The organism is Prauserella halophila, assembly GCF_024171895.1.
Classification (GTDB): Bacteria; Actinomycetota; Actinomycetes; order Mycobacteriales; family Pseudonocardiaceae; genus Prauserella; species Prauserella halophila.
Genome location: NZ_JAMTCQ010000008.1, coordinates 350,065 through 362,187, shown reverse-complemented (window position 1 = coordinate 362,187; position 12,123 = coordinate 350,065). Strand labels below are relative to the sequence as shown.

At 70.0% G+C, this 12,123-nt stretch carries 10 protein-coding genes and 1 riboswitch; of the genes, 7 read left to right on the top strand and 3 right to left on the bottom strand.

Going from position 1 to position 12,123, the window contains the following annotated elements; all coding sequences use genetic code 11:
* Positions 1-143: 143 nt before the first annotated feature.
* The 7 genes from LY41_RS01885 (at position 144) to LY41_RS01855 (ending at position 9,694) form a co-directional block, all read left to right on the top strand.
* Entirely contained in the window at positions 144-995 is an 852-nt protein-coding gene (locus LY41_RS01885) for an SRPBCC family protein (RefSeq protein ID WP_253862064.1), read from the top strand.
* A 120-nt stretch (positions 996-1,115) separates the two neighbouring features.
* A complete protein-coding gene (locus LY41_RS01880; RefSeq protein WP_253862063.1) occupies positions 1,116-2,183 on the top strand; it encodes an NAD(P)-binding domain-containing protein in 1,068 nt (355 codons plus the stop codon).
* A gap of 429 nt (positions 2,184-2,612) precedes the next feature.
* Positions 2,613-2,710, top strand: a riboswitch (glycine riboswitch).
* Between the two features lie 47 nt (positions 2,711-2,757).
* Positions 2,758-5,601 (top strand): aminomethyl-transferring glycine dehydrogenase, encoded by a 2,844-nt coding sequence (gene gcvP / locus LY41_RS01875; protein ID WP_253862062.1) that lies wholly within the window; start codon positions 2,758-2,760, stop codon positions 5,599-5,601.
* A 4-nt stretch (positions 5,602-5,605) separates the two neighbouring features.
* The gene (gene gcvT / locus LY41_RS01870) at positions 5,606-6,685 is read left to right on the top strand and encodes a glycine cleavage system aminomethyltransferase GcvT (RefSeq protein ID WP_253862061.1); all 1,080 of its coding nucleotides are present in this window, start codon (positions 5,606-5,608) and stop codon (positions 6,683-6,685) included.
* Positions 6,686-6,695: 10 nt separating this feature from the next.
* Positions 6,696-7,070, top strand: coding sequence for a glycine cleavage system protein GcvH (gcvH, locus tag LY41_RS01865; protein ID WP_253862060.1), 375 nt, complete (start codon positions 6,696-6,698; stop codon positions 7,068-7,070).
* Between the two features lie 3 nt (positions 7,071-7,073).
* On the top strand, positions 7,074-8,345 hold the full coding sequence (gene glyA / locus LY41_RS01860; protein ID WP_253862059.1) for a serine hydroxymethyltransferase: 1,272 nt from the start codon (positions 7,074-7,076) through the stop codon (positions 8,343-8,345).
* 107 nt (positions 8,346-8,452) lie between these two features.
* The gene (locus LY41_RS01855; RefSeq protein ID WP_253862058.1) at positions 8,453-9,694 is read left to right on the top strand and encodes a hypothetical protein; all 1,242 of its coding nucleotides are present in this window, start codon (positions 8,453-8,455) and stop codon (positions 9,692-9,694) included.
* 40 nt (positions 9,695-9,734) lie between these two features.
* Here LY41_RS01855 and LY41_RS01850 read toward each other — a convergent pair whose 3' ends face one another.
* The 3 genes from LY41_RS01850 to LY41_RS01840 all read right to left on the bottom strand — a co-directional run bounded on the left by LY41_RS01850 (position 9,735) and on the right by LY41_RS01840 (position 12,098).
* Positions 9,735-10,397 carry an O-methyltransferase gene (locus LY41_RS01850; protein ID WP_253862057.1) on the bottom strand — a complete coding sequence of 221 codons (663 nt, stop codon included), beginning with the start codon at positions 10,395-10,397 and terminating at the stop codon, positions 9,735-9,737.
* Between the two features lie 84 nt (positions 10,398-10,481).
* Positions 10,482-10,703: a hypothetical protein gene (locus tag LY41_RS01845; protein ID WP_253862056.1), complete on the bottom strand. Its 222-nt coding sequence runs from the start codon at positions 10,701-10,703 to the stop codon at positions 10,482-10,484.
* A 153-nt stretch (positions 10,704-10,856) separates the two neighbouring features.
* Entirely contained in the window at positions 10,857-12,098 is a 1,242-nt protein-coding gene (locus LY41_RS01840) for a Bcr/CflA family multidrug efflux MFS transporter (RefSeq protein ID WP_372493052.1), read from the bottom strand.
* Positions 12,099-12,123: the final 25 nt, after the last annotated feature.

Here is a 12,123-nt window from a genome sequence, read left to right as displayed (position 1 = left end):
GTGGGACGGCTCCCACCCGGGACGCCGCTCACCCGAGCCGAGACGACGAGCAGCACCCCTCCGTGGCGGTACGGAATCCGACCGCCGTCGGAGTACGAGACGAGTGCGCGCCGAGCGCAGGTAACGAGGAAGGAGGTCGGCCCGTGCGGCTGGACCACGAATTCACCGTCCCGGCACCCATCGACGAGGTGTGGAAAGCGATCATCGACCCGGAGCGCGTGGCACCGTGTATGCCCGGGGCCACCCTGACGGCCGTCGAGGGCGACACGTTCAAAGGCACGGTGAAGGTCAAGCTGGGCCCGGTCTCCCTGCTCTACAAGGGCAGTGGCGAGTTCCTCGACAAGAACGAGGCGTCCCGGCAGATCACGATCAAGGCGTCGGGCAAGGACTCGCGAGGCGCAGGCACGGCGGCGGCGACGGTCACCGTGACCCTGACGGCCGAGGGTGAGACCACGAAGGGCACGGTCGCCACCGACCTGAACGTCACGGGCAAACCCGCCCAATTCGGCCGCGGCATGATCTCCGAGGTCGGCGGCAAGATCCTCGACAGTTTCGCCGAGAACCTGTCGGCCGAACTGGGCTCGGACTCGTCGTCGGACTCGTCGGATTCGGCGGGCACGGATTCGGCGGGTACGGGCTCGGCGGGCACGGCCGACGCCGCGGGGCCGGCCGATGCGGGGACGGCCGGAAGCGGGACGGGCGCCGCCGCAGCGCCGGGCCGCGACACGACGCCCGGTGCCGGTGGAGGCGCGGGCATCGCGAGCGGTGCGGCGGCCGCAGCGCCGTCGCCGGAACCGGAGAAGCCGCAGCTCGAGTCGGTCAAGCCCGGTGGTGACCAGGACGTGGAAGCCATCGACCTGTTCGACTACGCCGGAGCGTCGGTCGCCAAGCGTGCGGCACCGGTGATCGGCGGTCTCGTCGCACTCGTCGGCGTGATCGCGATCGTCCGGCTGCTGTGCGGAAGGAAACAGGCCCGCGGCGACGCCGAGTCCTGAATTCCGGTGGCCTGAACGCCGAGTCCTGAACGCCGAGGGACCGGTCCGGTCCTCGAAGGTGCGGCCTGCTCCGACGCACGAGGCCGGAATGGCCGGCGCCCCGACGTGGTTGCACGGGGTATGCAGGCTGACCACACCGTCGATGTCGCGGTCATCGGCGCCGGACAGGCGGGACTGTCGGCGGCCTACTTCCTCCGGCGCGCCGGGCTCGCACCGGAATCCGGCTTCGTGGTCCTCGACCACGGCAAGCGGGCGGGCGGTGCGTGGCAGTATCGGTGGCCCTCGCTGCGGCTCGGCGGGGTGCACGGATTGCACGAACTTCCCGGGCTCGCGCTCGGCAGCGTCGACCCCGACAGGCCCGCCGCGGAGGTCGTCAGCGAGTACTTCGACCGCTACGAACGACGGTTCGCGCTCCCCGTGCACCGGCCGGCCGACGTCCGTTCCGTCCGCCGCTGCGACGAGCGCCGGAGCGGCTTTCTCGTCGAGACACCCACCGAGTCGTGGGGTGCCGGGGGGATCGTGAACGCGACCGGAACGTGGGATCGCCCGTTCTGGCCGCGTTACCCGGGGCAGGAGACCTTCTCGGGCCGGCAGCTGCACACCGCGGACTTCACCGGCGCCGAGGAGTTCCGCGGTCAGCACGTCGTGGTCGTCGGGGGCGGAAGCTCGGCCGTCCAGCAGCTGATGGAGATCGCCCCGATGGCCGCGGGCACGACCTGGGTGACGCGCACGCCGCCGGTGTTCCGGGCCGAGGAGTTCACGCCCGAGTACGGCCGCGAGGTCGTCGCCGCGGTCGACGCGCGGGTCCGGGAAGGCAAACCGCCGCGCAGTGTCGTCAGCGTGACCGGGTTGATGCTGACGCCCGAGGTCCGCGCCGCGCGGGAAGCGGGAGTCCTCGATCGCAGGCCGATGTTCGAGCGCATCACGCCGCGCGGCATCGCCTGGGCCGACGGAACCGAGCGCCGCGCCGACACCATTCTGTGGGCCACCGGTTTCCGCGCGGCGCTCGACCATCTCGCGCCGCTGGGCCTGCGCGAGCCCGGCGGTGGTGTCCGCGTGGACGGGACCCGGGTCGTCGCCGAGCCGCGCGTGCACCTCGTCGGGTACGGGCCGTCGGCCAGTACGGTCGGTGCCACCAGGGCGGGCCGCGGCGCCGTACGGGAACTCCTCGCCGAGCTGGGGCGCTGACGCCGGGCTGGGGCGCTGACGCCGGGCTGGGGCGCTGACGCCGAACCGGATACCGGCGCCGAACCGGTGCGGAGGACCGGTGCGGAGGACCGGGACCCGGGGACACGCCGTCGCGTCGGCGGAGAGCCGGCAGCGTCCGGGCGGCCGGTGCCCGGGTGCCCGGGTTCCCGACGGGCGGACGACCTCGGGAGAGAAGCCGGACACCGACAGTAGCCGGTGGTGCTGCAGCAGGTCGACGACCTGGCGGTGTACGTCACCCCGACGGCGCGGAGGGTGGACTGTCCACGTCGTGACCGCGTACGTTAACCACCTGATAACCGAATATCGAGGCTGCTCGAACCATGAGCGGGAGAGACCTCGTGCGTTGGTAGCACGAGGCGCCGAAGGAGCAAAGACCCCACAATCTCTCAGGTACCGTTACCGCCATGGTGAGGCCACTCTGGAAAGTGGGCTCAGGTGAGCCTCACCCAAGGTGAAAGCCGTGCACGCACGGTGAAACTCTCAGGTGTCATGACAGAGGGGGAGTTCCCAGCATGGCGGGTATCCCCGTCATGCGCTTGAAAGGAGCTCCTCGATGACAGTGCCCGCACTGCCTTCGACGTTCATGCCCCGGCACATCGGCCCTGCCGAGTCGGAGCAGGCCAAGATGCTGGCCGAATGCGGTTACGGCAGCCTCGACGCCCTCGTGGCCGCCGCCGTGCCGCCGGCCATCCGGACGTCGGGGGCCCTGTCCCTGCCCGACGCCGCCTCCGAGGAGGAGGCCATCGGCGAGTTGCGTGTGCTCGCGGGCAAGAACCGGCCGATGACCCAGATGATCGGGCTCGGGTATCACGACACCGTGACCCCGGCCGTCATTCGGCGGAACGTGCTGGAGAACCCGGCGTGGTACACGGCGTACACGCCGTATCAGCCGGAGATCTCGCAGGGCCGGCTCGAAGCGCTGCTCAACTTCCAGACGATGGTGGCCGACCTGACCGGCATGGGCACCGCCAACGCCTCGATGCTCGACGAGCCGACGGCCGTCGCCGAGGCCATGATGCTGATGCGCCGCGCGTCGAAGGCCGCGTCCTCGACGCTGGTCGTCGACGCCGAATGCCTGCCGCAGACGGTGTCGGTGCTGCGCACGCGCGCGGAGGTCGTCGGTATCGAGGTCGACGTCCGCGACCTGTCGCAGGGGCTGCCGGAGGAGTTCTTCGGCGTCGTCGTCCAGTACCCCGGTGCCTCCGGCGTGCTGCGTGAGCCGGACTTCTACTCCCGCATCGGCGAGGCCGCCACGGAGGCCAAGGCGCTCTACTGTGTCGCAGGCGATCTGCTGGCGCTGACCATGGTGCAGGCGCCCGGCGAGTTCGGCGCCGACCTGGCTGCGGGCAGCAGCCAGCGGTTCGGCGTGCCGATGGGGTACGGCGGTCCGCACGCCGGATACCTCGCGGTGCGCCAGGGGCTCGAGCGGTCGCTGCCGGGCCGGTTGGTCGGCGTGTCGGTGGACGAGGCGGGCTCGCCCGCGTACCGGCTCGCGCTGCAGACTCGTGAGCAGCATATTCGTCGGGAGAAGGCGACGAGCAACATCTGCACGGCGCAGGTGCTGCTGGCCGTGATGGCGTCGATGTATGCGGTCTACCACGGTCCGGAAGGGCTGCGCGGTATCGCCGAACGTGTGCACGGCCACGCCACGGCGCTGGCCGCCGGCCTGCGCGACGGCGGCGTCGAGGTCGTGCACGAGCACTTCTTCGACACCGTGCTCGCCCGGGTTCCGGGGCGGGCCGAGGCCGTCGTCGAGGCTGCGCGCGGTGTCGGCGTCAACCTCGGCCGGGACGGTGCTGACCACGTGCGGATCGCCTGTGACGAGGCGACGTCGGCCGAGACGGTCGCCGCGGTGCTCGCCGCGTTCGGGGCCGGTTCGACGGCCACGGCCGGTTCGACGGTTCCGGACGGGCTCGAGCGCACGACCGAGTACCTGACCCACGAGGTGTTCCACACCTACCGGTCCGAGACGGCGATGCTGCGCTACCTGCGCAGGCTGGCCGACCTGGACTACGCACTGGATCGCGGCATGATCCCGCTGGGCTCGTGCACGATGAAGCTGAACGCCACCACGGAGATGGAGGCGGTCACCTGGCCGGAGTTCGCGGGCATCCATCCGTTCGCGCCCGCCGAGGACGCGGCCGGTTACCACGAGCTCGCGGACCAGCTCAGCACGTGGCTGGCCGAGGTCACCGGGTACCACACGGTGTCGCTGCAGCCGAACGCAGGCAGTCAGGGTGAGCTCGCCGGTCTGCTGGCGATCCGCGCCTACCACCGCGCCTGCGGCGAGCCCGAGCGTGAGGTCTGCCTGATCCCGTCGTCGGCACACGGCACGAACGCCGCCTCGGCGGTGCTGGCCGGCATGCGTGTGGTCGTGGTGGCCTGCACCGACGACGGCGACATCGATCTCGCCGACCTGCGGTCCAAGGTGGACCGGAATCGTGACACGCTCGCCGCGATCATGGTCACCTACCCGTCGACGCACGGCGTGTACGAGACCGGCATCTCCGAACTCGCCGAGATCGTGCACGAGGCGGGCGGACAGGTCTATGTGGACGGTGCGAACCTCAACGCGCTGCTGGGACTGGCGAAGCCGGGCGAATTCGGCGGCGACGTCTCGCACCTGAACCTGCACAAGACGTTCTGCATCCCCCACGGTGGCGGCGGTCCGGGCGTCGGCCCGGTGGCTGTGCGCGAGCATCTCGCCCCGTACCTGCCCAATCACCCGCAGCTCGACGAGGCCGGACCCGCGACGGGTGTCGGCCCGATCTCCGGCGCGCCGTTCGGTTCGTCGTCGATCCTGCCCATCTCGTGGGCGTACGTGCGCATGATGGGCTCGGCGGGCCTGACGAGTGCGACGCAGGTCGCCGTGCTGGCGGCGAACTACGTGGCCGCGCGCCTGGGGCCGCACTACCCGGTGCTCTACACCGGCCAGAACGGTGTCGTGGCGCACGAGTGCATCATCGACCTGCGTCAGCTGACCAAGCAGACCGGCGTGACCGTCGACGACGTCGCCAAGCGCCTCATCGACTACGGCTTCCACGCGCCCACGATGTCCTTCCCGGTGGCGGGCACGTTCATGGTCGAGCCGACCGAGAGCGAGGACCTGGGCGAACTGGACCGCTTCTGCGAAGCGATGATCTCGATCCGTCGTGAGATCGCCGAGGTCGCCTCCGGCACCTGGGACGTCGAGCAGAGCCCGTTGCGGGGCGCGCCGCACACGGCCGAGCAGCTCGCGGGGGAGTGGGACCGGCCGTACGATCGGATGCTGGCGGTGTACCCGGGCAAGACGCGTGCCAAGGGCAAGTACTTCTCGCCCGTGCGTCGGATCGAGGGTGCCTACGGCGACCGCAACCTCGTGTGCTCCTGCCCGCCCGTCACCGACTTCGAAAGCTGAGACGATGAAGACTCCGCTACACGACGTCCACAGCGGACTCGGAGCCTCGTTCACCGACTTCGCCGGCTGGGACATGCCGGTGCGGTACTCCAGTGATCTCGCCGAACACCGTGCCGTGCGCGAGGCCTCGGGCCTGTTCGACCTCTCCCACATGGGCGAGATCGAACTGACCGGCCCGCAGGCGGCCGAGGCGCTCGACCACGCGCTGAGCGGCAAGCTGTCGGCCGTCGCCGTCGGCCGTGCCCGGTACACCATGATGTGCAACGAGCAGGGCGGCGTGGTCGACGACCTGGTGGTCTACCGACTCGCCGAGGAGCACTACCTGGTGGTCGCCAACGCCGGCAACGCGGCGGAGGTGTCGGCCGAGCTGGTGCGCCGCGCCGGGGGGTTCGACACGGTGGTCAGCGACCGCTCCGCCGAGACCGCCCTGATCGCGGTGCAGGGCCCCACCTCGGCGGCCATCGTGGGCGCCGTCAGCGACGCCGACCTGTCCGCGCTGAAGTACTTCGCGAGCGTGCCGGCGACGGTCGGCGGCCGGGAGGTACTGCTCGCGCGCACCGGTTACACGGGCGAGGACGGGTTCGAACTGTTCGTCGCCGACGCCGACGCCACTGCCGTGTGGCAGGTGCTGACCGAGGCGGGCGCAGGGCACGGTCTCGTGCCGTGCGGTCTGGCCTGCCGGGACACGCTGCGGCTCGAAGCGGGGATGCCGCTGTACGGCCACGAGCTCTCCGCCGACGGTTCCCCCTTCGCGGCGAACCTCGGCCGGGTGGTCCGGTTCGACAAGGAGGGTGATTTCGTCGGCCGTACGGTCCTCGAGAAGCAGCCCGAACCGGAGGTCGTCCTGGTCGGACTCGCCGGCAGTGGCCGGCGCGCACCGCGGCACGGTTACCGTGTGCTGCAGGGCGACGAGGAGGTCGGGGAGATCACCAGCGGTGCGCTCTCGCCGACTCTCGGACATCCGATCGCCATGGCGTACGTGCCCGTCCGGTGTTCCGAGCCCGGCACCGGCCTGTCCGCCGACATCCGCGGTCGCCTCGAACCCGTCGAGGTGGTCGCCCTGCCGTTCTACCAGCGTCGCTGAAAGGCCTGACATGACGATTCCCCAGAACCTGCGCTACACCAAGGAACACGAGTGGATCTCCGTCGACGGTGACGTCGCCACCGTGGGTATCACCGCGTTCGCGGCCGAGGCCCTCGGCGACGTCGTCTTCGTCGAACTGCCGGAGGTCGGTTCGGAGGTGGGCGCGGGGACGCCGTGCGGCGAGATCGAGTCGACCAAGTCGGTCAGTGAGATCTACGCCCCGGTCGACGGCGAGATCACGGAGGTCAACCAGGCCGTCATCGACACCCCGGAGTCGGTGAACTCCGATCCGTATGAACAAGGGTGGCTGTTCAAGGTTCGCGTCGAGAGCATGCCGGAGCTGATGGACGCCGCCGCCTATTCCGCGCTCACCCAGGAGGGCTGACCATTGAGTTCGTTCGAAGCCGATCTGTCCACTGTAGACCCCGACGTCGCCGCGGCCGTCAACGACGAGCTTCGCCGGCAGCAGTCGACGCTGGAGATGATCGCCTCCGAGAACTTCGCGCCCGTGTCCGTGCTCGAGGCGCAGGGCTCGGTGCTGACGAACAAGTACGCCGAGGGTTACCCGGGCAAGCGCTACTACGGCGGCTGCGAGCACGTCGACGTCGTCGAGAACCTCGCGATCGAGCGGGCGAAGTCGTTGTTCGGCGCCGAGCACGCCAACGTGCAGCCGCACTCGGGTGCGCAGGCGAACGCGGCCGCCATGGTGTCGCTGCTCAACCCGGGCGACACGATCCTCGGGCTGGATCTCGCGCACGGCGGCCACCTGACGCACGGCATGAAGCTGAACTTCTCCGGCAAGCTCTACAACGTCGCCGCCTACCACGTCGACCAGGAGACCGGCCTGGTCGACATGGCCGAGGTCGAGCGGCTGGCGAACGAGCACAAGCCGCAGCTGATCATCGCGGGCTGGTCGGCCTACCCGCGCCAGCTCGACTTCGCCGAGTTCCGTCGGATCGCCGACTCCGTGGGTGCCAAGCTCATGGTCGACATGGCGCACTTCGCCGGTCTGGTCGCCGCGGGTCAGCACCCGAACCCCGTGCCGTACGCCGACGTCGTCACCACCACGACGCACAAGACGCTCGGCGGCCCCCGCGGCGGCATCGTGCTGTCGAAGCAGGAGTACGCCAAGAAGATCAACTCGGCGGTGTTCCCCGGCCAGCAGGGCGGCCCGCTGGAGCACGTCATCGCGGGCAAGGCCGTCGCGCTGAAGATCGCGGCGAGCGAGGAGTTCAAGGAGCGGCAGCGGCGCGTCGTCGAGGGCGCGAAGATCCTGGCGAACCGGCTGTCCGAGTCCGACGCGACCGAGGCGGGCGTGCGGGTGCTGACCGGCGGTACCGACGTGCACCTGGTGCTCGTCGACCTGGTCAACTCCACGCTGGACGGCCAGCAGGCCGAGGACCGGCTGCACGAGATCGGCATCACGGTCAACCGCAACGCGGTGCCGTTCGACCCGCGTCCGCCGATGGTGACGTCGGGTCTGCGGGTCGGTACGCCGGCGCTGGGCACGCGCGGCTTCGGTGCCGAGGACTTCACCGAGGTCGCCGACATCATCGTCCGCGCGCTGCAGCCGAGCGCAGGCGAGGCCGAGCTCGGTGAGCTGCGGGGCCGCGTCGAGCTGCTCGCCAAGAAGCACCCGCTGTACCCGGAACTGTCCTGACGGCGGTAGCGCCGAGATCGACGACGGCCCGCTTGCGCTTCAAGCGCAGGCGGGCCGTCGTCGTGTGGGCGTAAGATCCTGCCGGCTGCGCGTGAGAGGGAGGAACCATGCGGTCGCGACAGGTGGCAGGGTTGGCGCTGACGGTGGTCGGAGCACTGCTCGCGGTGGGGTGCACCACGACCGTTGCCGGGCAGGCGGAGGTCGATTCGGGGTCGGCAGGTCAGGACATGATGCCGGACGGAATGATCCTCCTCCAGGAGGACGGTGACGGTCCGCACACGTTCGGCTGCACGGTGGCGTTCGATGCTTGCCAGGTGCTGTCGCTCGAGGGTGCGGTCGACGCCGGCTTCGAGGCGGAGCTCGGCTCGGGTCCGAGCCCGCAACTGATCAACTGGCATCAGCTCGCCGATGGTGCGCACCACCCGGAACAGGGCGGCATGGACACCGGGTTGACGAACTGCAGTATTCCTGGTGCCAGTGCCGATAGGCTCTCGTTGACCGTGTATCAAGCCCCGTTCGACAACCCGGAATGGCGTGATACCACCGAGCGGGTGTTCAGCAGGGATTTCGCCTCGACGCACGCGGACACGGAGTTCGAATCCGAGAAGCAGCTCGCAGGAATGCGCGTCGTCACCATGAAGAAGGAGATCGATACGTGGTCGGTGGCATTCTTCGCGAACGAGTTCTACGCCAGAATGATGGTGCAGGCGGGAGAGTCCGACTCTCCGGAAGCCGTGCGTGACAGTCTCGTCGAAACGGTGGTCGAAGGTCTTGCCGAGGGGCCGAGGCCACCGGTCGCATATGCCTACGCGGACCCCTATTCGTGGGTTCCCTCGCCGTGTGCGCTGTTCACTGCCGACGACTACGCAGAATCGTGGGGGCACCCGGACATCGGCCGCGTCGAGGAACGTCTCAGCATGTCCGAGGTCGTGCTGACGCACGAGAAGGGGAACGCCCTGCACGTGCGCACCTCGTGTCAACGGCAGAACGAGCAGGCGGCGAACATGGACGCGCCCAGCTCGACCGCGTCGCCGAACGGCTTGACGGTGGAACTCTCACACTACCGTGACGAGTCGGGTGCCGAGCTCTCGAACAACTACGACTGCGACGGGGACAAGAAGTACAGCCACCCGTTCGGCGAGCCCGAAAAGGTCGACATGGAGCTCGGTGACGGTCATGTCTGCCTGATCCAGTACGGCCGACACGCTCCCGGGTTCACGTTCAAAGTGGGCCGCACGGTCGTCGAGATCACGTCGTGGAACCTGGACATCTACGACAGCGGCAAGCGCATGAACCAGGTCCTCCTCCCGCCCGCCCAGAACGTGGCCGAACGGCTCGCCGAGTTGTGAGCGCGACTCGGCGCGGCGGGCCGTTGCTGTGTGGGCGGGGTCAGCCGGTGACGAGGGCCAGCGCGAAGCCGTCGTACCCCTTGTCGGCGACGGTCTGCAGCGCCGTGGCGTCGACGCGCGGCTCGGCGGCGATCAACTCGAACATCTCCCTGGTGCCGCGTACGCCGGGGTCGTCGGAGCCCGCGTCGGCGATCGCGCCGTGGCGGACGACGTTGTCCACGACGATCACGGTTCCCGGCAGGCTCAGTTCGAGCGCCCAGCGGAAGTAGGCGGCGTTGCTCGCCTTGTCCGCGTCGAGGAAGACGAGGTCGAACGGGGCGTCGTCGCGGAGGGTGGGCAGCGTGTCGAGTGCTGCGCCGACACGGATGTCGACCCGGTCGCCCACCCCTGCGCGGTCGACGTTGCCACGTGCGACGTCGGCGAACCGCGGGTCGGCCTCGAGTGTGACCAGGGTTCCGTCCGGCGGCAGCGCGCGGGCGAGGCAGATGGCGCTGTAACCGCCGAGCGTGCCGACCTCGAGGATCGACCGCGCGCGGACCATGCTGGCCAGCAGCGTGAGGAACCGCCCCTGTGGCGCGCTGACGGCGATGTCCGGGAGGCCTGCCGCCTCGGCGGCGCGGGCCGCGTCACCGAGCGCTTCGTCGGGACCGAGCAGGTTGTCGGTCAGGTAGTCGTCCACCGTGGCCCATGTCTGATGATCCATGACGGGGAGGTTAGGCGCTCCTGCCGTGTCGTGCCCGGGGATTTCCGCCGCCTCCCGTGGCCGCCGAGGGCGGCCGTCGGGCGATCACGCCGGGTCGTTCGCCTCGTCCGGGTCGTGCTCGGCCAGGTGCACGACCGCGTCGCGCAACGCGGCACGGAACCGGCCGACCTCGAGCGGGCCGAGTACGGCCGTTTCCCCGGGTGGGGCGACCACGACCACCTGCTCGTTGCTGGAGAACACGGTGAGTTTGCGCTTGCGTCCCGCCAGATCGCGACAGGGCACCACCCACTCGTTCTGATCCGACATGCCGACCGCCTTCCTCCTGCTTCATCGGGCTGAGCACAGGTGGGACGCGGGTGCGGCCACGCCATGACGCGAGCGGCACACGGAATGTCACAAAAGGTGACGGGCCTCGTTCCTCGTACGGTCACCGCGCCGTGGTCGGGCGGTGGCCGCAGGTCAGACTGAGACCGCCGCCCGGGGCCGCACCAGCACCAGGAAGCTCGTGAGGGCCAGCACGAAGAACGCGGCCATGAGCGCCGCCATCGGGACGGCGGAGCTTTCGCCGAACAGGCCGATCAGCGGGGACGCCGCGCCTGCCACCAGGAACTGCAGCACGCCCAGCAGTGCCGACGCCGAGCCCGCCTTGTCCGGGTGGTCGGCCATGGCCAGCGCCATCGCGTTGGGCATGACCATGCCGTTGGAGCACACGACCAGGTAGATCGCGGGCAGCAGGACGGGCAGGCCGAGCCCGGCGGCCGCCGCGACCGTGGCGGCCACGGCCGCCGTCGTGCCGGTGAGCAGGCCGGTGCGCAGCAGGGACCGTTGGCTGAATCGGCCGACCAAGCGGGCGTTGATCTGCGTCATGGCGACCAGGCCGATCGCGCCGCCGCCGAAGGCGAAACTGTAGGTCTGCGGGCCGAGGCCGTAGATGTCCTGGAGCACGAAGCTGGACGCCGAGATGTAGGTGAACATGCCGGCGAATCCGAGGCCGATGGTGAGCGCGCAACCGAGGAACGCGCGATGCCGCAGCAGGCCGGCGTAGGTGCGCAGTACGCCGCCGATCCGGGCGGGACGACGGTCCTGCGGCGGCAGTGTCTCCGGCAACGCCAGTGCGGCGACCAGGAGAAGCAGACCTCCGAACGCGGCGAGCGCGGCGAAGATGCCGCGCCACGAGGTGACGGTGAGCAGTTGACCACCGATGATCGGCGCGAGGATCGGTGCGACACCCGCGACGAGCATCAGGGCGGAGAAGAACCGGGACATCGCGATGCCGGAGAACAGGTCGCGGACGGTGGCGCGTGCGATGACGATGCCCGCGGCGGCGCCGAACGCCTGCAGTGCGCGCGCCGCGATCAGCACCTCGATCGAGGGGCTGATCGCGCACAGCACACTCGCCGTGATGTAGAGCGTGACCCCGGCGAGCAGCGGTACGCGCCTGCCGAAGGCGTCCGACAGCGGCCCGGCGACGAGCTGTCCCGTGCCGAGGCCGACGACGAAGGCTGCGAGCGTGAGCTGGACCAGTGCGTTCGCCGCGGAGAGGTCGTCTGCCATGCCGGGCAGTGCCGGCAGGTACATGTCGACCGAGAGCGGGCCGAACGCCGTCAGCCCGCCGAGAATGAGCGCGAACCGCAACCGGCCGCTGCGGCTGAGCAGAGCTCCGGCATCGGCGTCGGGGGCCACGGTTGTGGCTGCGGTCACGGTTCCTCCTGGTGCTCGGTTCTGC